The following is a 20,097-nucleotide window of genomic DNA, read 5'->3' as shown; positions in this document are numbered from 1 at the left end:
CGCAGCGCGCCTGGGACAGCGACGGGCCGGAAGGTCTCGGCCCGTCTGCCTTGCGGTCAACGCCTGTTGCCGATCCGGTGAATCATAGGCGACGCATAAGCCATAACCCCGCCACGACGCATGCGGCCAGCCACAACGCGACGATCACTACGGCGCCGGCGCGGCTGCGCGGCTTTGCGCGCGCCTCGCTCATCCATGCATCTGCCTGGGTCCTGCATTGCGCAAGCACGTCGGGCGGCAGCAGCCGGATCGCCAGGTAGATCAGCCCCGGCAGCAACAGGACGTCATCGAGGTAGCCCAGCACGGGAATGAAATCGGGGATCAGATCGATGGGACTGAGCGCATAGGCGACCACGAAAATTCCAACGGCTTTTGCATGCCAGGGCGTGCGGGGATGCTTGCCCGCAAACCACAGGGTCAAGCCATCGCGTTTGATGCGCCGGGCCCAGGCGTTCAGCCGCTCAAGGATGTTCATGGGATGTGTCGCCGCAGTCGCGTGGGATGTCCACGTCATATTCTAGAAGTGGCCCTGGGCAGCGGCAAGGCGCGCCCCCAGCGCCGCCCCCCTCACCCGCGCCAGCCAGCCGCCTCAGCCTTTCAACCGCGCGGGAAGGTGTTCCATCAGCCAGTCGATCAACACGCGCAAGCGCTGCGTGACATGACGGTTGTGCGGGTACACCACGTGAAAGGGATAAGGCTGGGGCCGCCATGGTTTGAGGATCTCGACCAGAGCGCCGCTGCGCAGTGCATCGCCAGCCGCGTAGGTGAAGGTTTGGACGATACCGAGGCCGGCCAGCGCGGCGGCAAGATGCGCGTTGCTTTCATTGACGCCCACGCGATGCTCGACCTTGATCTCAAGCTTTTCGCCGTCGCGCTCGAAGCGAAACGGAAACGCGCGACCATTCTGGGGCGACAGATAGTTCACCAGCTTGTGGCCGTTTTTCAGCTCTTCCGGATAGATCGGCGTGCCGTGCTGTTTGAGATACGCAGGCGTGGCGCAGGTGATCAGGTCGGCGCTGCCGATGTGACGCGCCACCAGTGAAGAGTCGCCCAAGACGCCGCCCCGGATCACGCAATCCACGTTGTCGCTGATGAGGTCAACGGGGCGATCAGACACGCCGAAATCGATGCGGATATCGGGATAGCGCGCCAGAAAATCGGAGATGGCGGGGATGAGCACGTCGCGCGCCGTGGAACCGCCGACATCGATGCGCAGATACCCCTTGGGCTTGCCCTGTATGGCATTGAATGAACCATCGATGTCTTCCAGGTCGCGGACGATACGCAACGCCTTCTCGTAGTATGCGCGGCCTTCCGGCGTGACCGTGACACGTCGCGTGGTCCGTTGCAGCAGGCGCACGCCCAGATGCGCTTCAAGGTCCTGCACCATCTTGCTCAGTGTGGCGTTCGGCATATCAAGCGAGTCGGCCGCACGCGTGAAGCTGCCGGCTTCCACCACTCGGGCGAAGCCGCGTATGGCTGTCAACTGATCCATCTGGGTTCCTCAACAGGGCATTGATTATCCATGCACATGGATAGTTATTTAATTTTTACACGGTTTATCAAATATCGCCGCACCTTTAAATTTGATTCATGCCCACTCAACAACGGCGCTTCACACCGAAAACCGCCGGGAAAGCGTGGCTGACAACCTACTCATCAACAGTTTGGAGCTCATCATGAATCAGCAACTCAATGGCAAGATCGCCCTCGTCACCGGCGGCACCACGGGCATCGGTCTTGCGACCGCGCAAGAACTGGCGGCGCAGGGCGCACGCGTGTTCATCACCGGCCGGCGTCAGGCCGAACTGGATGCCGCCGTGGCCAGCATCGGCAGCGCAGCAACCGGTATCCGCGCGGATGCGTCGGTGTTGAGCGACCTGGATCGCGTCTACGCCCAGATCGCCAAAAGCGCGGGCAAGCTCGACATCCTGTTCGCCAACGCCGGCGGCGGCGACATGCTGCCGCTGGGCGCCATCACCGAAGAGCATTTCGACCGCATCTTCGGGACCAACGTGCGCGGCACCTTGTTCACCGTGCAGAAGGCGCTGCCGCTGCTGGTCAACGGCGCGTCGGTGATCCTGACCGCCTCGACCGTGTCGATACAGGGCACGGCGAATTTCAGCGTGTACAGCGCCAGCAAAGCGGCGGTGCGAAATTTTGCCCGGTCGTGGGCGCTGGACCTGAAAGACCGCGGCATCCGCGTGAATGTCGTCAGCCCCGGGCCGGTTCGCACGCCGGGCCTGGGCGGGCTGGTGGGCGACGATGCCCGCCAGGGGCTGTTCGATTATCTGGCCGCGCAAGTGCCGCTGGGCCGTCTGGGCGAACCGCAGGAGATCGGCAAGGCGGTGGCGTTTCTTGCCTCGGATGCGGCCAGCTTCGTCAACGGCGTCGAGCTGTTCGTAGACGGCGGCATGGCGCAGGTTTGAGGGTCGGCGCTATCCCTGCGGATCCGCGCGGCACCCTCAAGTTCTCGGCCGGATCACCTTGCCGCTGCGAGACCCCGTGCCTGCTCCTGCCCGCCATGCAACGCTGCCATTGACGAGCACATAGTCGATCCCCACGGCCTGGCTCGTCGGCGACGACCAGGTCGCGGTGTCGGCGATGGTGTCTGCATCGAAGACGACCAGGTCCGCCGCGTGATCCACGGCGATGCGGCCGCGTTGCGGCAGGCGGAAGTAGGCGGCCGGCTTGCCCGTCATCTTGTGCACGGCCTGCTCCAGCGTGAACAGGCCGACGTCGCGGCTGTAGTGGCCCAGCACGCGGGGAAAGGTGCCCCACAGGCGCGGGTGCGGCGCCGGGTCGTGCGGCATGCCGTCAGAGCCGATCATCGTGCCGGGATACGCCAGGATGCGCTCGACGTCGGCCTCGTCCATGATGAAGTAGATGGCGCCTGCCGGTTGCAGCGCATCGACCGCGTCTTCCGGCGTCAAGCCCATGTCCTGGGCGATGTCGTCCAGATCGCGTCCCGCGTACTGCGGATACGGCACGGACTTCGTCACGATGACGCGGCTGGACACGGCCAGACGGTCCTTGCGCAAGATCGTTGAACCGGCCACGTAGGGGTAGCAGTCCAGCGCCACCTCCTGGCGCTGGCTGGCTTGGGTGATGTGCGCCAGCGTCTGGACGGAGCGGCCGTGATTGCGCGGCCCGATCAGCTTGTGATGCGAGATCAGCACCGGCGCACCACCGGCCTCGCCGACTGCAAAGGCTTCATCCAGCGCCGCAAAGATGCGATCTCCTTCGTCGCGGATATGGCTGGCGTACAGGCCGCCATGCTCGCGCAGCACGCTGGCCACCGCCATCAGTTCGTCCAGCGTGGCGGGCATGGCGGCCGGATACGCCGTTCCAGTCGACAAACCGATTGCTCCGCTTTGCATGGCCTCGCGCAGCAAGGCCTGCATGTGTTCGATCTCGCTGGCGGTGGCGGGACGGTCCAGCTCGTCCATGGCGGCGGCGCGCAGCGACGTGTGGCCGACCAGGCAGGCGGCGTTCACGGCAGGCGGGTGGCGGTCCAGGTTATCCAGGTACGCGCCAAACGTCTCGTACGGAAAATCGCCGGCGTCGTTGCCCAACAGGTTGACCGGCGCCGGCACCTCGCGGCGCCAGCCCGAACGCCACGGGGCCTGACTGATGCCGCAGTTGCCCGTCACCACCGTCGTCACTCCCTGGCTCAACTTGGCGGGCATGCCGGGGTCGATGGACAGGTAGCGGTCGTCGTGGGTATGCGTGTCGATGAAACCGGGCGCGACGATGCGGCCGGCTGCGTCCAGCACCTGCGTGGCCTGTGCGCCATGCAGGTCGCCGACGGCCACGATGCGGTCAGCTCGCACGCCGACATCGGCGCGAACCCGGTCGGCGCCCGTGCCATCGATCACCATGCCTCCACGGATCAGCAGGTCGTAGCGTTCGTGGGTCATGGCGTTCAGTCGATCTTCACGTTGGCTTGCTTGATCACCTGCGCCCACACCGGACGTTCGGCTTGCGCGCGGTCAAACAGTTGCTGGCGCGGGCCGATGTTCGGCACGTAGGCCAGACTCTTCAGCTTTTGCTGCACCTCGGGCGATTGCAGCGCCTTGTTCATGGCGGCGTTCAGATAATCCAGCACCTTCGGATCGGTGCCGGCAGGCGCCACATAACCCGTCCACGCCACCGCGCGATAGCCCTTTAAGCCCTGCTCGTCCAGGGTGGCCAGCGCAGGCATGGACGAATCACGTTGCAGATCAGTCACGGCCAGCGGCACGACCTTGCCCTGGTCCACGAACGATGCGATGGACGAGATGTTGTCGAACACCAGATCCGCCTCGCCACGCAGCACGGCCAGATCCGCCTCGACGCCGCCCTTGTACGGCACGTGCATGAACTCCACGCCCGCCATCGAACTGAACATGGCGGCGCTAAGGTGCCCCGTCGTGCCGTTGCCGCCTGACGCGACCACGAGCTTGCCCGGTTCCTTCTTGGCCAGCGCGACCAGCTCCGCCACGCTCTTGACGTTCAATCCCGGACGCACGGCCAGAATGTTCTGCACGGAGCCGGTCAGCGCCACGGGCGCCAATTGCTTGTCGGCGTCGTATTGCAGCTTGGAGTACAGGCCCTGGTTGATGGCCAGCGTGGCCACGTTGGCAAAGCCGATCGTGTAGCCGTCGGGCGTGGCGTTGGCGACCGCCTGCGTGCCGATGATGCCGGATGCGCCGGTGCGATTCTGCACCACGTAGTTGCCGCCCGTCTGCTTGGCCATTTCTGCGGCGAGCAGGCGCGACACGATGTCAGGCGTGGTGCCGGTGTTGAACGGCACGATGATGGTGACGGGGTGCTCAGGATAAGCGGCCTGGGCGGCGGACGCCGCCGTCAGGCTCAACATCGCGCTCGCGGCGGCGAGCCAGCGCTTGGCGCTGCTTTGGTACGTGGACATGGTTTTCTTCCTTGGACTGTTATGGGTGTTTCCGCGCCAGCTCTGCGTCCGGCGCGGGTACTGCGGGTATTGCGGGTGCTGCGGGTACTTCGTCACTGCATGGCAAAGGCATTGCGGCCTCGCCGATCTGGAACCAGGCGCTTCTGCGCCTAGTCCAGGGCAATCTGGCGCAACAGGGGCAAATCGATATTTCCGCCCGACAGCACGATGACGGCGTCGCGGCCGTCAGCTGAGATATGGCCGGCCAGCAACGCGGCCAACGCGACCGCGCCGCCCGGTTCCACGACCAGGCGCAACTCATCCAGGGCGAAGCGAATCGCGGCGGCCACCTCGGTATCGGTCACGGACACTGCCGCGCTCAGGCTGCGGCTGTTGATGGCATAGGGCAGTTCAGCCGGCGTGGCCGCTTGCAAGGCATCGCAAATGGTCTTCGCGCCAGCGGGATTGCTTTCGCGCCGGCCGGAGGCCAGCGATCTCACCGTGTCGTCGTACTCACGCGGCTCCACCGCCACCATGCGCGCCTGGGGCGCCAGTTCCCGCAGCACCAGCGAGCAACCCGCCGCCATGCCGCCACCGCCGCAAGGCGTGGCAAAGAGGCCCAGGTTGTTGCGCGCGGCAGCGGGCAGGTCTTGCAAGGCCTCCAGCGCCAGCGTGCCTTGCGCCGCCAGCACGTCCGGGTGATCGCCCGGCGGCAACAAGGTCGCGCCGGTCTCGGCCAGCAGCCGCATGCCGATTTCCTCGCGGCTTTCACGCAGGCGGTCGTAGCGCACCACCTTCGCGCCATGGCGCAGCGCCTTCTCCACCTTGTTCTCCGGTGCGTCCACCGGCATCACGATGGTTGCCGGCACGCCCAGGCAACGGCTGGCCCAGGCCACGGCCTGCCCGTGGTTGCCCGTCGAATACGCCACCACGCCGCGTGCGCGCTGCGCCTCATCCATGTTGAGCAGCGCGTTGAACGCGCCACGCGCCTTGAACGAGCCGGTCACTTGCAGGTTTTCCAGCTTCAGCCAGATGGGCGCCTGCGCGCGCTCATCCAGCACGGGCGAGCGCAGCAGCATCGTGCGGCGCACATACGGGGCCAGGCGGTCAGCGGCGGCGGTGACGTCGGCGTAGCCGGGCACACGCATCGTGCCCAGCATTTCATGTTCGATGGTCGGGGGCAGAAGCGTCACGGTCATGAGAAATGTTCAATCCACGGAAAGAGTCGATAGGGGCGCGTCAGACGGACGGCGTCCACACGGCGGGGGCCACGCTGCCGGTCTGTTCGACCAGGCGGGCATACGCTTCGGGGCGGCGGTGTTTGGCGAAGTTGAAGACGGTGTTGCGACCCAGCTCGCACAGATCGAGGTTGCAGTCGGCCACGATCAGTTCGTCGTCCCAAGTCGCGGCCATGGCGATGATTTCGCCTTGCGGATTGACGATGATGGAATGGCCCAGCAGCTCGTGGCCATCTTCGGTGCCGGCCTTGGCGACGGCGACGGCAAAGGTGGCGTTCTGGTAGCAGCCCGCCTGAATCGACAGATGCGAATGCAGCACGCGCAGGTGGTGCGCTTCGAAGCCGCGATTGTCCTGGTTGCGGCTGGGCGTGTTGTAGCCCAGCATGACCAGTTCCACCTGCTGCAAACCCAGCACGCGCCACGCCTCCGGCCAGCGCCGGTCATTGCAGATCAGCATGCCCAGGTTGGCGTCCACGCCCGGCGCGACCGGTGCGCGCACCACCGGAAAGCCCAGATTGCCGACTTCGAAATAGCGCTTTTCCAGATGCTGCACCTGGCGGTGTTCGGCGTATTCGGCATGGCCCGGCAGATGGACCTTGCGGTACTTCAACACGATCTCGCCGTTGGGCGCGATGACGACCGACGTATTGAAACGGCGCTTGCGCACGATGCCCTGCTCGTCCGGTTCCCACGCCAGCTCGGCGTAGCCCAGATACACCATCACGCCAAAGCGCTTGATGGCGTCGAACAGCGGCTGCGTGGCGGGCGACGGCAGGCTGGGCTCGAACCAGGCGTCGGCCTCGTCCAGGTCTTCGCAATACCAGCGCGGAAAGAACGTCGTCAGCGCCAGCTCGGGAAACACCACCACCTGCGCGCCACGGCGGTGCGCGCGCTCCAACAGGCGGAGCATGCGGCCGATGACCTCTTCGCGCCCCTCCGAACGTTGAATGGGACCCAACTGGGCGGCGGCGACAGTGACGATGCGGGACATGTTGCAATCCTGGGTGGAGAAAGAGTGGTTGCTGGCAGCATGCCGCGCGGCGCGCGCGCCGCAAAGCCATCTTGCGGCGCGGAAAAGCGCGAGTAGCGAAGGAAGAAACCGGCTGGAATGCCTTGAAAACAAAGGGTTCCGACTGCGGCGCGGGTGTCGGACGAGACTCCGGGGACTGTGCATTAAGTTATGGGCTACGCGCAAAACGTCATGGCGCCCACGTGGCGGGCGCGCCGCAGCGTCGCCCTGGCCATAAAATGGCAGCTGCCCAATTCTTTGCGGACGATCCTTCCCATGGCCGGCCCCCTTCCCTCGGCGCCTGGAGCCCTGACGCTCCGCCAGATCGAGGTGTTTCACGCGGTGATGTTGACTGGCTCGTTGAGCGAAGCCGGCCGCATGCTGTCCGTCACGCAGCCCGCGGTAAGCCGCGTGCTGGCCTCCGCTGAAAATCGCTTGCGCTATCCGCTGTTTGAGCGCGTCAAAGGTCGCCTGCATCCCACGCCGGAAGCGCGGCGGCTGTACGCCGAGGCCGAAGAAATATTCGGCCGCGTCAACCGCTTCAACGCCTTGGCGGGAGCGCTGGGCGCAGGGTCGGCTAGCACGGTCAGCCTGGTGTCCAGCCCCAGCTTCAGCGAATGGCTGGTTCCGCACGCCATCCAGAAATTTCGCGAACGCCACCCCGACACGCCCATCCGCTATCGGCCGCTGGCCTTCGATGCGCTGCTGCCGCACTTGCTGCTGGGACAGGCCGACTTCGGCCTTGCGTCGATGCCGCCCCCTGTCAACGCCAATATCGTCAGTGAAGAAATCGGTCAGGGTTGGCTGGGCTGCGCCGTCCCGCGCGGCCATCCGCTGGCGGTGCGCAGCCGCTTGCGCGCTGAAGACCTGCAAGGCCATCTGCTGATCGGCTATGGCGCAGACACGCCGTTCGGGCGGCTGGCCAGCCGCTTCCTGAATTCCGGCCCGACGCCGGTACAGCCGCAGATTGAAATCCGCTCGACACCCGAAGCGCTGGCGCTGGTGCGCCAAGGCGTGGGCGTGGCGTTGATCGAGTCGTTCGGCTATCACCCAAGCTTTGGCAAAGACTTCGTGCTGCTGCCCACCGACCCGGCGCTGGGCCACGCGATCCACCTGCTGCATGCGGCCAGCAGCCCGCTGTCCAGCAGCGCGCGCCGCTTTGCCAGCGTGCTGAAGGCGCTGATCAAGCAAGCTCAAAAAAGCGCGCCTTACTGAAAGTCCAGCTGCGAGATCGGCCGCAGGCGCACGCCTTCGGCCAACAACGCGTCACGCACGGCCTGCGCGATTGCAACGCCTTGCGGGTTGTCCCCATGCACGCAGATCGTGTGCACGGGCATAGCCACCACCTTGCCGCCCACCGTCCGTATCGCCTGTTCGCGCACCATGCGCAACGCCTGCGCGGCCGCAACCGCCGGATCATGGATGACGGCGCCCGGCTCGCTGCGCGGCAGCGTCAGACCGTTGTCGCCATACAGACGATCTGCAAACACTTCACACGCCACGCGGATGCCCGCCCGGCGCGCCGCGCGCTCGGTTTCATTGTGCGGCGTGCACACCAGCACCAGCTCCGGATCCAGCGCACGCATGGCCCACGTCAGCGCTTCGGACAACGCGCGGTCTTCGAAGGCCTGGGTTGCCAAAGCGCCATGCAGCTTCACATGCGACACGCGATGTCCCGCCGCGCGCGCCATGCCCTGCATCGCGGCGATCTGGTACGCAATCATGTCGCCAATCGCTTGCGGGCTATCGCCCGTGATCTTGCGCCGGCCAAATCCCCACAGGTCGTTAAAGCCCGGATGCGCGCCCACGTCTATGCCCCGTTTCAGGGCGGATGCCGCGGTTTGGTGCATGACGGAGGCGTCCCCGCCGTGAAATCCGCAGGCCACGTTGGCCGAGGTGATGAGGTCCAGCATGGCCTCGTCCGTGCCGATTTTGTAGGGACCAAAGCTCTCTCCCAGGTCGGAATTGAGATCTACGTCGTACATGTGAAGGACTCCGAAAAATAGCGAATGTCGATGTTTGGCATACCGTTGGCATGCAATTTGCATGCCAAGGACTTGCTGAGGCGATATGCCCAGGATCGGGGCAGGTCTGCCCATCGCGTTTTTCTTCTCGAACGGAGTCCAAGCAATGAATCTCAAATGGAAGAACGTCACGTGCGCCGTCGCCGCCACCGTGGCGCTGGCATCGGGCGTGGCATCAGGGGCAGCGCACGCCGCCGAACTCAATTTCGCAAGCTGGGGCGGCAACTACCAAGGCGCCATCCGTGACGCGTGGCTCAAGCCCTTCTCCAAGGAAACCGGCATCGCCATCCATGAAGACACCGACCCGCAAGTGGCGAAGATCCGCGCCATGATCGACACCAAGTCGGTGACGTGGGACGTCGTGACCGAGAACAGCGCCCGCCTCACGCGCGGCATCAAGCTGGGTGTGTTTGAAAAGATCACGCCCGACATGGTCAAGCAGGATCACGTCATTGCCAACGCGCGCAACGACTACGGCGTGCCCTCGGAAATCTTCTCGACCAACATCGGCTTTTCCACGCAGGCCTTTCCTGCGGGCAAGCCTCAGCCCAGCACCTTCGCGGACTTCTGGGACGTTAAGAAATTTCCCGGCAAGCGCACCATGCAGGACGATCCCGCCACGGTGATCGAGGCCGCGCTGATCGCCGATGGCGTGGCGCCCGCCGACGTCTACAAAGTGCTGGCTACCAAGGAAGGCATGGACCGCGCCTTCAAGAAGATCGAAGAGATCAAGCCGCATGTGGCGCGCTGGTGGAAGAGCGGGGCCGAACCCGTCAACGCCTTAGGCAGCGGCGAAGTCGTGATGGCGCTGGGTTGGAACGGCCGCTTCCAGGCCGGTATCGACTCGGGCCTGCCGATTGCGATGGGCTGGGGCGACAGCATCGCGCAAGTGGGCTACTTCGCCATCGTGAAGGGTTCGCCCAACCGTGATGCGGCCATCAAGCTCTTGAACTTCATGATCCAGCCGAAAAACCAGGCCGAGTTCAGCAAGTACATCGCCTATGGCCCGACCACCGAAGCGGCCCTGCCCCTGATTGACGCCAAGCGGCTGGAACTCCTGCCGTCGACCACCGAGCGCCTGAAGAACAGCATCTTTTTGAACTCGGACTTCTGGGACACGAACGGCCCCGCCATCACCGAGCGCTACAACCAGGTCCGCGCCCGCTGATCCGCCACTTTTCTTACCCAGACGCCGGCGTACGCGCCGGCGCCCCCCCTGCCATGACTACGAGCACCGACGCCCTACCCCTGCCCGCCGCACGACTCCGTCCGGCCGCTGCTCGCCGGCGCGGCCGCGTGGCGGCCCTGGCCGCCTTGCCGCTGCTGTTGTTCCTGTTGCTTTTCTTCGCCGGCCCCATTGCGGGTCTGCTCAGTAACGGGTTCAAGGGCGAGGACGGCGGCCTGACGCTGGCGCATTACCGTCATCTGCTGGACACACCGATCTACCGCATCGTGCTGGGCAACACCTTCACGATCGCCGCCGCCGTCACCGTGGCCTGCGTGGTGTTGAGTTATCCACTGGCTTACTTGATGGCGACCGTATCGCCGACCGTGGCGCGCGTCCTGTTCTTCGCCGTGCTGCTGCCCTTCTGGTCCAGCGCACTGGTGCGCACGTCGGCGTGGATTGCGCTGCTGGGCAAGAACGGGCCGCTGAACACGCTGCTGACCACCGTGGGCATTCTGGACCAGCCCATGGCGTTTCTCTACAACTTCACCGGCGTGATGGTCGGTATGACGCATGTGCTCATGCCATTTGTCGTGCTGCCGCTGTATGCATCGTTCCGGTCATTGGACGGCAGCCTGGTGCAGGCCGCACAAAGCCTGGGCGCGGGATCCGCGGGCATCTTCAGCAAGGTCATCCTGCCGCTGACGAGCCCCGGCGCGGTCGCTGGCGGCATCATTGTCTTCATGAATGCGGTCGGCTACTACATCACGCCGTCGCTGATGGGCGGCCCTGCCCAGCGCATGGCCGCCGAACTCATCTCGCACAACATCACCGAAGAATTGAACTGGGGGCTGGCGTCAGCGCTGGCCGGCGTGCTGCTGGTGACAGTGCTGCTATCGCTGTGGCTGTTCAACCGTCTCTTTGGCCTGAACAACCTGATCAGCGCAAGCTCTGGCAAGGGCAGCAACCAATCGGGCTACCGCCGCACACCGGGCGGGCGCGTGACGGCGTTGCTGGGCGTGGCGTGCGCCATCTTCCTGCTGTTGCCCATCGTCGTCGTCATCCCGATGAGCTTTGGCACCACGGACTTCCCGATATTCCCACCGCCCAGCTATGGCCTGCGCTGGTACGAGAACTTCTTCACCGACGGCAAGTGGCTGGCGGCGCTGGCCTCCAGCTCCAGGATCGCCATCGTGGTGACGCTGCTTGCCACGGTGCTGGGCACTGCCGCCGCGCTGGGGGTCAGCCGGCTGGCCGCGCGCCGCCAAGGTTGGCTGGACGCCTTCTTCATCATTCCGATGTCGGTCCCGGCCATCGTCACGGCGGTGGCGCTGTATTACCTGTTCGCCCCCATCGGCTGGGTGGCGAACTCGATGGCGGTGGTGCTGGGCCACACGGTGCTGGCCGCGCCCTATGTCTACATCACCATGCGCGCCGCGCTGCGCAGCCTGGACCCGAACCTGGAGCTGGCCGCGCTGGGCATGGGCGCATCGTGGCCAAGAATGTTCCGGCTGGTGATGCTGCCCGCGCTGATTCCCAGCCTGGTCGGCGGCGCGGTGTTCGCATTTGTCAGTTCGTTCGACGACGTCGTGATGGCGCTGTTCCTGACCACGATCCGCAATCGCACCCTGCCCAAACTGATGTTCGAAGGCTTGGCCAACGACTTCGATCCCACCGTTATCTCGGCCTCTTGCCTGCTGGTTGGGGCAACGGCGCTGATTCTGCTTGCCAACCTGCTGCTGCGCAGGAAGAAGGAAGATTGATATGCAAACTGCCTACGACATCCGTCCGCAACGTCCGCCCGAGCGTCAGGGCAAAGAATTGATCATGACCGGCATCCACAAGCGCTACGGCGATTCCGTCGCGTTGCCCGAAGTGGACCTGACGGTCGCGCGCGGAGAATTCTGCACGCTGTTGGGCGCGTCCGGTTCGGGCAAGACCACGCTGTTGAAGATCATTGCCGGCTTCGAATCGCCCGACGCGGGCGTTGTGAAGATCGGCGGGCGCGACGTGACGCACACGCCGATCTCGGATCGCAACATCGGCATGGTCTTTCAGAACTACGCGCTGTTCCCGCACATGAGCGTGTTCGAGAACGTGGCCTTCGCCCTGCGCATGCGACGCCTGAACGAAGACGACATCCGCAGGCGGGTGCTGGAAGCGCTGGATCTGGTCAGCCTTGTGCCACTGCAAGACCGCAAGCCGGGCGCACTGTCGGGCGGCCAGCAGCAACGCGTGGCCTTGGCGCGCGCGCTGGTGTTCACGCCGGACATTTTGTTGATGGACGAGCCGCTGGGCGCGCTGGACAAGAACCTGCGCCAGGCGATCCAGCTGCAACTGCGCCGCCTGCATCAAGACCTGGGGCTGACGGTCGTATTCGTGACTCACGATCAGGAAGAGGCCATGAACCTGTCTGACCGCATCGTGATTCTGGAGCAGGGCCGCATCGTGGAAGCGGGGTCGCCGGAAGGCTTGTACCGCCAGCCCGCTAGCGCGTTCGTAGCGGGCTTTCTGGGCGAATGCAATTTCATTCCCGCCGCAAACGCCAGCCCCGACGCCGCGCTGGGCGTGCGGCCCGAACACCTGCGGCTGGGCAGCCAGTTACGCGGCGCAGACCTGCGCCATACCGGCAAGGTCGTGGCCGCCACCTTCTGCGGCCTGCACTGGAAAGTGTTCATCGAAGCCTACGACAAAGTCATCCTGGCGTATGCGCCGCTGGGCATCAGCGCCGCCGAGCGTACGCCCGGCCAGGCCGTGACCTGGGGCTTTCACGCCGCCGACGCCATGGAATTCGCCACCGCAGCATGACGAGCGCCACGCCTTCCCCTTGCAGCAACGAGGCCCCACGCATCCTGATGGCGGGCGACTGCACGCTGCTGGTCGAATTCGCCAACCGCATCGACGCCGATACCAATGCGCGCGTGCTGGCCCTGGCGCAGGCGCTGCGGGCACAGCAGCGCAAAACGCAAGGCTTGCTGGGCGTGGTGCCGGCCTATCGTTCGTTAAGCATCCACTTCGATCCGCTGACGATCAGCCACGCGCAGGTGCGTGAAGTGATTGCGGATTGCCTGGACACGTTGGCCGTGGCCAGCAACGCCACGCCGCGCCGCTGGGATGTGCCGGTCTGCTATGGCGGCGCGCATGGCGAGGACCTGCACGCGCTGGCGCAGCACCATCAGCTGGACCCCGCCCAAGTCATCGAGCGCCACCGCGCACCGGTGTATCGCGTATTCATGGTGGGATTCATGCCGGGCTTTGCCTACCTGGGCGGACTGGACCCCGTTTTGCACACACCGCGCCGCGCCATGCCACGCGCGCATACGCCTGCCGGCAGCGTGAACATCGGCGGCCAGCAAACCGCCATCGCCTCGGTGCCCGGCCCCAGCGGCTGGCACTTGATCGGGCGCACCCCGTGGCGCAGCTTCGATCTGCGCCATGCCCAGCCCTTTCTGTTTGAAGCGGGAGACGAGATCGTGTTCACACCGATCAGCGAAGACGAATTCGCGCGCATCGATGCCTTGCATGCCGATCCCGGCTACCGGCCGCAGCCACGCACAGGGAGCCACTCATGAGCGCGCGGCTGCTTGTGCTTGCGCCCGGCATGTTGACCACGGTGCAGGACAGAGGCCGACCCGGCTATGAGCACATGGGCGTACCGCCCTCGGGCGCGATGGATCCGGGTGCGCTGCGTCTGGCGAATGCGCTGGCGGGCAACCCTGGCGATCTTGCCGCGCTGGAATTCACGGTGACGGGCGGCCGGCTGCGCGTGTTGGACGCCGACTGCACGGTGGCGTTTTCGGGCAGCGCCACGCTGCACGTATCGGCAGCGAGCGGCATGCCTGCGAGCAAGGTGGCGCCCTGGCAGTCGCACCGCCTGCCGGCCGGCGCCACCTTGACCATCGGGCCGCTGGAACGCGGCATGCGCGGCTACCTGGCGGTGTGCGGCGGCATCGCCGTGGACCCGGTTCTAGGCAGCGCGTCCACGCTCACGCGCGCGGTCATGGGCGGCATCGAAGGCCGGGCGCTAAAGCGCGATGACGTCCTGGCCATCGGCCGCGCCCGCGCGCGTACCCAACGGCGCTGGGTGCCCTTGCGCCACACCGCGTGGTTCTATCGCGATGCGCCCATCGGCGTCATCCTGGGCCCTCAGCAAGATCACTTTTCCATCAGCGAGATCCGCCGCTTCCTGAGCGCCACCTATCGGCTGGCGCCGCAGTCCGACCGCATGGGGCTGCGCCTGGACGGCCCCACCATCGCGCACGCGCAGGGCGCCGATATCATCACCGACCCCATCGCGGCAGGCAGTATCCAGATTCCCGGCGCGGGCCAACCCCTGATCGCCATGAATGACCGCCAAACCACCGGCGGCTATCCCAAGATCGCAACCGTGATCAGCGCCGACCTGCCGCGCCTGGCGCAAATGCGGCCGGGTCAGCCACTGCGCTTCGAAGCGATGGACGCGGCCGGCGCCGTAGAACGTCTGCGCGCGGATACGCAATGGCTGGACGCGCGTGAACGCGAGCTGCGCGCGGATCCGAACTTCCCCATCTTCCCCCTCCTGTTTCCATGATCCCTATGCCAACCACCCTTGCCATGGAAAGCCCCACGCGCGCGGCCGCGCCTGTAACGACAGGCGCCTCTGAAGAAGCGCGCGATCTGGTCGATGAAGCCTATTCGACGTTGCTGGACATGATCCAGCTGGGCCAACTGCCCATCAACCAGCCCTTGCAGGAGCGCAATCTGGCCAGCGCGCTGGGCGTCTCGCGCACACCGCTGCGCGAAGCCATGAGCCGCTTGATCGGCGGCGGATTCGCGGTGCGCACCGCGCGCGGTCAACTGATCGTGGCCGAGCCGACATTGCGTCAGTACCTTGAGATCTTCCAGATGCGCCTGCTGCTGGAAGGCGATGCGGCAGCGGCCGCCGCCACGCGCATGACGCCCGAACAGGCGGCGGCGATTCTTGAACAGGTCAGCGAGATCAAGCGCCGCCAGCATTCCACCCATGAAGAGAACCATCGCGTGGACAACCTGCTGCATGACAGCATTGCGCAAGCCAGCGGCAACCGGCTGATGGCGCAGACCATCCACGACCTGCGCATCAAGGCGCGCTGCTTCGATCAGAACGGCGCGCCCGAGCGGCTCATTCCCTGTTGCGACGAGCATATGGATATCCTGCAAGCTATCCTGGACCGCAACCCGGACGCCGCCCGCGCCGCCATGCAACGCCATCTTGGCAATGTGCGCGTGGGCCTGGTGGCCCGCCACACCCAACTCTGATTTCCAGCCGCCATGCCATCTTCCCTGCCCTTGCTCATCATCATGAATCCGGTCACGCAGGCCGACCGGGATCAGATTGCGCAACACTTCGAAGTGATCTTCGCCCCCTCGCCGGAACAATATGCACAAGCAGTGGCCGAGCATGCGGCGCGCGTCGATATCGTCATGACCATCGGCGCCATCGGCCTGAACGCACAGCAGATCGACGCCCTGCCCAATCTGAAAATGATTTATGCCATGGGCGCAGGATACGAGAAGATCGACCTTGCTCATGCCAGGCTGCGCGGCGTGAAGGTCGCCCACGGCGCCGGCACCAACGACAGCTGCGTCGCGGATCACGCCATGGGCCTGATGATTGCCATCATCCGCGGCATTCCCCGCCTGGATCAACTGACACGCCAAGGCGTCTGGCGCACCCAGCTGCCGCTGCCGCCCAACGTGTCCGGCAAGAAGCTCGGCATCGTCGGCCTGGGTTGCATCGGCGAAAAGGTCGCGACACGAGCGCGGGCCTTCGACATGGAGATCGGCTACTTCAATCGCCGCCCCCGCCCGGGTTCGGCGCATCGCTACTTCCCGACGCTGGATGAGCTGGCGCAATGGTGCGACGTGCTGCTGGTCGCCATTCCTGGCGGCGATTCGACCCTGCACCTGATCAACGCCGACGTGCTTGCGAAGTTGGGCGCGAATGGATACCTGGTCAACATCGCACGCGGCAGCGTCGTCGACACGGCCGCGCTGGAACGCGCGTTGCGCGCACAGACGATTGCCGGCGCGGCGCTGGACGTCTATGAAGGCGAGCCGCAGTTGCCTGCGGGCCTTGCCGACTTGCAGAACCTGGTGTTGACGCCTCACGTTGCCGGATGGTCGCCCGAGGCCATGCAGTCCATGGTGCAGAAATTCCTGGACAACGCGCGCCGACTCTATGCGGGCGAACCGCTGCTGACGCCACTTTGACATTCGGGGTTTGCGGTCGCGGATCGGGTGCTACAGACGGGCCGGTTCGCGCTACAGCGCCAGTTTCAGTCCGCGCTCTTTCACCAAAGCCTTGACCCTTGGGTCAGTGTTCAGCGTATCAACATCGACAGCGTCTCCTGCGACCGCTCCTTCGTCAAAACGCCACATCCTTCCACAGGCCGCGCGTTGCCTTCTCCGGATCGGCGACGAGGCTCGACGTCGCGTCGAAGCGCTTGGTCAACCGCGTGGTCAGGTCATAAGCCGGCCAGCCGGGATCGCCGGTCTTGGCGAAGGCGACCCAGGCACCGTGCATGGCTTCGGCAAGCGAGGCCGGAGGATTGCTGCCGACGAAGGCCTTCGCCTGATCCGATGACAAGGTATCGAAGCTGAACGGCACATCGACGAAATGCGCCGCACCGAGCCGACCGCCGAAACCCGGGGACCGCCAGGAAAAATTGTAATGCCACGTCTGCCATTTGCTGCTGCGCAACTCGGCGATCCTGAGTGCCGGCATTCGGAACGTGTAATCAGATTGGAGCGCGGTGTAGAGATCGCCGATCGTGACATTGGCCGGTTTAGTCCGATAGATGTCTAGCGTATCGGCCGGAAGCTTCAGGGCGCCGATGAACTGGTCGATCGCCTGCTGTTGAATGTGATCGATGACGTCGCCCGGGACCATGTAGATGCGCGCTTCTTCATCTGTGCTGCCGACGATAACCGGCACACCAGGCTTGGGCCCGCGCGCGAGCATGTCGATGGGCGAGGCATCGAGCACATCACCATCGATCACCGGCAGGAAGGCGGTGCCGCCGAGCGACAGCTTTCCCCACGTGGCGGGGTCTTTTATCGCAGTCGCCAGTTTCGTGCCCGCGTCGATCAGCTTGTCCAGAGGAACACCGGCGAGCCCATCAACAGTCGGCGCGACGCCAAGCCCTTTTGCGAAAACTGCGGCCAGCCTTTTGCCATCGGCGCTGCTCATCGCCTGCATGGGCGGACTTTGCAGTATGACGCGTTTGAACAGGCCCTCGGTCTTGGGCGAGGCGAGCAGGATAGCGGCGCTCTCGGCACCGGCCGACTGGCCGAACAGCGTGACATTGGCCGCATCGCCACCGAAGGCCGCGATGTTGTCACGCACCCATTTCAGCGCCGCGATTTGGTCGAGCAGACCACGATTGGCTGGCGCCCCTTCGATTGCCATGAAGCCGTCCACACCGACGCGATAGTTCACTGTCACCACGACGATGCCATCGACTGCGAAATGATCGCCGTCATAGGCCGGTTCGCTGGCGTCGGCGCGGATGAAAGCGCCGCCGGGGATCCACACCATCACAGGCAGTCCCTTGGTGCTCGGATCCGGCGTCCAGATATTCAGCGTCAGATCGTCGCAACCCCCAAAGAGCACCGCTTGCGGGTCGCGACTGGGTTGGGGTGGCGCAAGCCCGAAAGCGGTGGCGTCGCGGATGCCATCCCAGGGCGCAACCGGCTTTGGAGCCTGAAAGCGGTTCGCTGCGGTGAATGGATTGGCGGCGTAAGGAACCCGCTTGAACGATGCTACGCCCCCCGCACGCGTGCCGCGCAAGCGGCCGGATTGGATGCTGAAGACAGGCTGGCCGTCGGCGGGCAGTGCAGGGGTGGCGGGAGGTGTCAAGGTGATCACCGAAGCATAGTGGCGCCGAGTACGGCGCGACGCGACGCGATGAAAGCAAGGCTATTTCGGTCTTCTGGTCGTGTCAAGGAGGCCATCGGTTGCACAGTCCAACCAAGTTTCCTGAGCAGGAATATCGTCGTGGGTATACGCCTTCAGATCGGGCGGCATAGGGGGCTGCGCAGGCTGTTGCATACGACGTTACGCCAGTAGCGTCGCCATGGCGCGACCCGCAATCATGTCTTCGAACAGGGCCGCGAGATTCGGGGCGACGTCTCGGGTGTCCTCGAACTCCGGCTCGATGCCGTGCACGATGCGGCCCGAGTGGCGTTCTATCGCCAGAAATTCGTAATCGCCCGCAACGCTCATGTAGATCGGCGTGTGCTGTTGCCAGAAGTCCAGGACCGCCTGCCGGCCAGCGTCGTCCAGCGCGGCCTCCAGGCTGATATCGCGCAAGGTGTGCCAGGGAAAGGCGCTGTCCGCCGTGCAGTCATGGTCGGCTGCGCTCAGGAACCAGCGTGTCTGGTTCGCGTTGTGCAATTCGGTGAATGTCGCCAGGAAAGCGCCATAGCCGTGCGCTTCGCACGGCGCGGCCGCTGGCGTCGAGGTGGGCGCGGTCCGCAGCACCGTCCAGCCACGAGCGGCGAGATGATCCAGCAAGCGTTGTGGCTGCGATGTCATGTCGGTTTCCTCGGATGGGGTATCGATGATATTGCAGTCTGACGCTTTGTTTTCTGCGGCATTCTGATATGCGGGGGTTTCGGCCAGGAGCTGTCATTCCATCATTTATCTTTGGACTACCTACAACAAGCATCAATCTCGAAATCTTTAGATTTGCCTAAAAAGTTTACTTGCGATTGCTCACTCTCAGAATTGCAGATAAATTCGTTTTTATAAGAACGCCGATCCTGTTTTATCGGTCACCTAAATCCAGTTAGCCATCACAAAAAATGAGCACGATCTTTGGCGGCGATCTTCATGCGGGACTGTCAGGGCTAGAGCTAGCTGAGGATTCCCTTGACCTAGGGGAAGGGATCCTTCTAAAGCGGACGTACGCCCATCAATTTGCGCCTTTCATGCTTGCCTTTGCAAAGCCAAAGGTAGGGAAGCCACATCCAGGCCCATGGAAGGCTGCAAATGGTGGCTTTGCATTCGACATTACGGCCGAGTTGTTCATTCCAGCGTCTCTCGAAAAGAAATACGAGTCCAAAGTTGGCCTTGCGCGGCTTCTCGTCTTCTTGCTGCGCCTAGGTGTCAATCCAGCCGTTTCATTGCCAGCTTTCGCAAATGCTTCGTTTTCTGCGTTGGCAGAAATGCCTGATTCTGCTGTAAAGCTGCAACCGTTCGAGATTGAGCGGAGGCACTTTCCTCTTGGGGTTTTTGGCCGCCAAGTGACTGCCGCTGCGGCAACATGGGTTAAGGAGCGTTGGCCCACAGCCTACAGACTTACAAGTAGTCATGCTGAGTTTGAACTTGCCGTCGAAGCACTCGATCGTGGTCAGTTTGTGCAGCAACATGCCCTGACTCTTGTGTCTATATGGGCAGCACTGGAGGCACTCTTTTCCCCTTCCACGTCCGAACTCAGCTTCCGAGTCTCGGCACTGATTGCCGCCTATCTAGAGGAGCCCGGGACTGTACGTTTAGCGAGGCAAAAGTCGATTGCGAAGCTGTACACAAAACGCTCTGCAGCCGCTCATGGCAAGCCGAAGCACGATCAGCAAGATCTTCTGGATTCGTTCAATCTTCTTCGTGAGGTTTTGACAAAGATGCTCGACTCCGGACACGTGCCCACCAAGGAGGAGCTGGAAGCCCAACTTTTTGGGTAGAACTGCGATGATGGCTAATCCATAATTCCACCGGGCCACCTTCGGTGACCGGTGAATTCAAACGTTAG

General features: G+C 64.2%; 19 protein-coding genes. 10 read left to right on the top strand and 9 right to left on the bottom strand.

The window, feature by feature from the left end:
• Window positions 1–82: 82 nt before the first annotated feature.
• Entirely contained in the window at window positions 83–475 is a 393-nt protein-coding gene (locus API01S_RS14940; protein ID WP_061305018.1) for a YkvA family protein, read from the bottom strand.
• A 114-nt stretch (window positions 476–589) separates the two neighbouring features.
• The gene (locus API01S_RS14935) at window positions 590–1,495 is read right to left on the bottom strand and encodes a LysR family transcriptional regulator (RefSeq protein ID WP_050729451.1); all 906 of its coding nucleotides are present in this window, start codon (window positions 1,493–1,495) and stop codon (window positions 590–592) included.
• 184 nt (window positions 1,496–1,679) lie between these two features.
• Between API01S_RS14935 and API01S_RS14930 the strand changes: the two genes are divergently transcribed.
• On the top strand, window positions 1,680–2,429 hold the full coding sequence (locus API01S_RS14930; RefSeq protein WP_039883599.1) for an SDR family NAD(P)-dependent oxidoreductase: 750 nt from the start codon (window positions 1,680–1,682) through the stop codon (window positions 2,427–2,429).
• A 36-nt stretch (window positions 2,430–2,465) separates the two neighbouring features.
• Here the strand turns inward: API01S_RS14930 and API01S_RS14925 are convergent, their stop codons facing one another.
• From API01S_RS14925 to API01S_RS14910, 4 genes are all read right to left on the bottom strand, one after another.
• A complete protein-coding gene (locus tag API01S_RS14925; protein ID WP_050729452.1) occupies window positions 2,466–3,920 on the bottom strand; it encodes an N-acyl-D-amino-acid deacylase family protein in 1,455 nt (484 codons plus the stop codon).
• Window positions 3,921–3,925: 5 nt separating this feature from the next.
• Complete coding sequence (locus tag API01S_RS14920; protein WP_050729453.1) at window positions 3,926–4,912, bottom strand: Bug family tripartite tricarboxylate transporter substrate binding protein; 987 nt, start codon at window positions 4,910–4,912, stop codon at window positions 3,926–3,928.
• Window positions 4,913–5,061: 149 nt separating this feature from the next.
• Entirely contained in the window at window positions 5,062–6,090 is a 1,029-nt protein-coding gene (locus API01S_RS14915) for a threonine ammonia-lyase (RefSeq protein ID WP_082306060.1), read from the bottom strand.
• A gap of 40 nt (window positions 6,091–6,130) precedes the next feature.
• A complete protein-coding gene (locus tag API01S_RS14910; RefSeq protein ID WP_050729454.1) occupies window positions 6,131–7,120 on the bottom strand; it encodes an N-carbamoyl-D-amino-acid hydrolase in 990 nt (329 codons plus the stop codon).
• Window positions 7,121–7,414: 294 nt separating this feature from the next.
• Between API01S_RS14910 and API01S_RS14905 the strand changes: the two genes are divergently transcribed.
• Entirely contained in the window at window positions 7,415–8,353 is a 939-nt protein-coding gene (locus API01S_RS14905) for a LysR family transcriptional regulator (RefSeq protein ID WP_050729685.1), read from the top strand.
• Here API01S_RS14905 and API01S_RS14900 read toward each other — a convergent pair.
• Window positions 8,347–9,123 carry a LamB/YcsF family protein gene (locus API01S_RS14900; RefSeq protein WP_061305016.1) on the bottom strand — a complete coding sequence of 259 codons (777 nt, stop codon included), beginning with the start codon at window positions 9,121–9,123 and terminating at the stop codon, window positions 8,347–8,349. The genes API01S_RS14905 and API01S_RS14900 overlap by 7 nt on opposite strands.
• Before the next feature lie 145 nt (window positions 9,124–9,268).
• Here API01S_RS14900 and API01S_RS14895 point away from each other — a divergent pair, with 145 nt between their 5' ends.
• The 7 genes from API01S_RS14895 to API01S_RS14865 are packed head-to-tail and all read left to right on the top strand — an operon-like array spanning window position 9,269 to window position 16,558.
• Window positions 9,269–10,330, top strand: a complete 1,062-nt coding sequence (locus API01S_RS14895; RefSeq protein ID WP_050729456.1) for an ABC transporter substrate-binding protein — start codon at window positions 9,269–9,271, stop codon at window positions 10,328–10,330.
• Between the two features lie 53 nt (window positions 10,331–10,383).
• Window positions 10,384–12,090, top strand: a complete 1,707-nt coding sequence (locus tag API01S_RS14890; RefSeq protein WP_082306063.1) for an ABC transporter permease subunit — start codon at window positions 10,384–10,386, stop codon at window positions 12,088–12,090.
• A gap of 1 nt (window position 12,091) precedes the next feature.
• Window positions 12,092–13,135: an ABC transporter ATP-binding protein gene (locus tag API01S_RS14885; RefSeq protein WP_050729458.1), complete on the top strand. Its 1,044-nt coding sequence runs from the start codon at window positions 12,092–12,094 to the stop codon at window positions 13,133–13,135.
• Complete coding sequence (pxpB, locus tag API01S_RS14880) at window positions 13,132–13,899, top strand: 5-oxoprolinase subunit PxpB (RefSeq protein WP_050729459.1); 768 nt, start codon at window positions 13,132–13,134, stop codon at window positions 13,897–13,899. Before API01S_RS14885 ends, pxpB begins: the two co-directional genes overlap by 4 nt.
• Window positions 13,896–14,897, top strand: a complete 1,002-nt coding sequence (locus API01S_RS14875; protein ID WP_050729460.1) for a 5-oxoprolinase subunit C family protein — start codon at window positions 13,896–13,898, stop codon at window positions 14,895–14,897. The genes pxpB and API01S_RS14875 overlap by 4 nt, the downstream gene beginning before the upstream one ends.
• A 5-nt stretch (window positions 14,898–14,902) precedes the next feature.
• Entirely contained in the window at window positions 14,903–15,604 is a 702-nt protein-coding gene (locus API01S_RS14870) for a GntR family transcriptional regulator (RefSeq protein WP_231689419.1), read from the top strand.
• Window positions 15,605–15,616: 12 nt separating this feature from the next.
• On the top strand, window positions 15,617–16,558 hold the full coding sequence (locus API01S_RS14865; RefSeq protein ID WP_050729461.1) for a 2-hydroxyacid dehydrogenase: 942 nt from the start codon (window positions 15,617–15,619) through the stop codon (window positions 16,556–16,558).
• Between the two features lie 154 nt (window positions 16,559–16,712).
• Here the strand turns inward: API01S_RS14865 and API01S_RS14860 are convergent, their stop codons facing one another.
• Together API01S_RS14860 and API01S_RS14855 are read right to left on the bottom strand one after the other, a co-directional pair.
• Complete coding sequence (locus tag API01S_RS14860) at window positions 16,713–18,215, bottom strand: carboxylesterase/lipase family protein (protein ID WP_050729462.1); 1,503 nt, start codon at window positions 18,213–18,215, stop codon at window positions 16,713–16,715.
• Between the two features lie 189 nt (window positions 18,216–18,404).
• Complete coding sequence (locus tag API01S_RS14855; RefSeq protein ID WP_050729463.1) at window positions 18,405–18,884, bottom strand: hypothetical protein; 480 nt, start codon at window positions 18,882–18,884, stop codon at window positions 18,405–18,407.
• 269 nt (window positions 18,885–19,153) lie between these two features.
• On the opposite strand from API01S_RS14855, the gene API01S_RS14850 reads away from it, so the two are divergent.
• Window positions 19,154–20,029 (top strand): HEPN domain-containing protein, encoded by an 876-nt coding sequence (locus tag API01S_RS14850; protein WP_050729464.1) that lies wholly within the window; start codon window positions 19,154–19,156, stop codon window positions 20,027–20,029.
• The last annotated feature ends 68 nt before the right edge of the window (window positions 20,030–20,097 follow it).

It is taken from the genome of Achromobacter piechaudii NBRC 102461 (genome assembly GCF_001571245.1).
Lineage (GTDB): Bacteria > Pseudomonadota > Gammaproteobacteria > Burkholderiales > Burkholderiaceae_B > Achromobacter > Achromobacter piechaudii.
Note: the sequence above shows the minus strand (reverse complement) of the source record. Positions and strands in the feature narration are given on the sequence as shown.

What these genes read in the sequence shown, in the direction of transcription:
- API01S_RS14940 (WP_061305018.1), bottom strand. Translation starts at nt 475, where the DNA reads ATGAACATCCTTGAGCGGCTGAACGCCTGGGCCCGGCGCATCAAACGC.
- API01S_RS14935 (WP_050729451.1), bottom strand. Translation starts at nt 1,495, where the DNA reads ATGGATCAGTTGACAGCCATACGCGGCTTCGCCCGAGTGGTGGAAGCC.
- API01S_RS14930 (WP_039883599.1), top strand. Translation starts at nt 1,680, where the DNA reads ATGAATCAGCAACTCAATGGCAAGATCGCCCTCGTCACCGGCGGCACC.
- API01S_RS14925 (WP_050729452.1), bottom strand. Translation starts at nt 3,920, where the DNA reads ATGACCCACGAACGCTACGACCTGCTGATCCGTGGAGGCATGGTGATC.
- API01S_RS14920 (WP_050729453.1), bottom strand. Translation starts at nt 4,912, where the DNA reads ATGTCCACGTACCAAAGCAGCGCCAAGCGCTGGCTCGCCGCCGCGAGC.
- API01S_RS14915 (WP_082306060.1), bottom strand. Translation starts at nt 6,090, where the DNA reads ATGACCGTGACGCTTCTGCCCCCGACCATCGAACATGAAATGCTGGGC.
- API01S_RS14910 (WP_050729454.1), bottom strand. Translation starts at nt 7,120, where the DNA reads ATGTCCCGCATCGTCACTGTCGCCGCCGCCCAGTTGGGTCCCATTCAA.
- API01S_RS14905 (WP_050729685.1), top strand. Translation starts at nt 7,415, where the DNA reads ATGGCCGGCCCCCTTCCCTCGGCGCCTGGAGCCCTGACGCTCCGCCAG.
- API01S_RS14900 (WP_061305016.1), bottom strand. Translation starts at nt 9,123, where the DNA reads ATGTACGACGTAGATCTCAATTCCGACCTGGGAGAGAGCTTTGGTCCC.
- API01S_RS14895 (WP_050729456.1), top strand. Translation starts at nt 9,269, where the DNA reads ATGAATCTCAAATGGAAGAACGTCACGTGCGCCGTCGCCGCCACCGTG.
- API01S_RS14890 (WP_082306063.1), top strand. Translation starts at nt 10,384, where the DNA reads ATGACTACGAGCACCGACGCCCTACCCCTGCCCGCCGCACGACTCCGT.
- API01S_RS14885 (WP_050729458.1), top strand. Translation starts at nt 12,092, where the DNA reads ATGCAAACTGCCTACGACATCCGTCCGCAACGTCCGCCCGAGCGTCAG.
- pxpB (WP_050729459.1), top strand. Translation starts at nt 13,132, where the DNA reads ATGACGAGCGCCACGCCTTCCCCTTGCAGCAACGAGGCCCCACGCATC.
- API01S_RS14875 (WP_050729460.1), top strand. Translation starts at nt 13,896, where the DNA reads ATGAGCGCGCGGCTGCTTGTGCTTGCGCCCGGCATGTTGACCACGGTG.
- API01S_RS14870 (WP_231689419.1), top strand. Translation starts at nt 14,903, where the DNA reads ATGCCAACCACCCTTGCCATGGAAAGCCCCACGCGCGCGGCCGCGCCT.
- API01S_RS14865 (WP_050729461.1), top strand. Translation starts at nt 15,617, where the DNA reads ATGCCATCTTCCCTGCCCTTGCTCATCATCATGAATCCGGTCACGCAG.
- API01S_RS14855 (WP_050729463.1), bottom strand. Translation starts at nt 18,884, where the DNA reads ATGACATCGCAGCCACAACGCTTGCTGGATCATCTCGCCGCTCGTGGC.
- API01S_RS14850 (WP_050729464.1), top strand. Translation starts at nt 19,154, where the DNA reads ATGAGCACGATCTTTGGCGGCGATCTTCATGCGGGACTGTCAGGGCTA.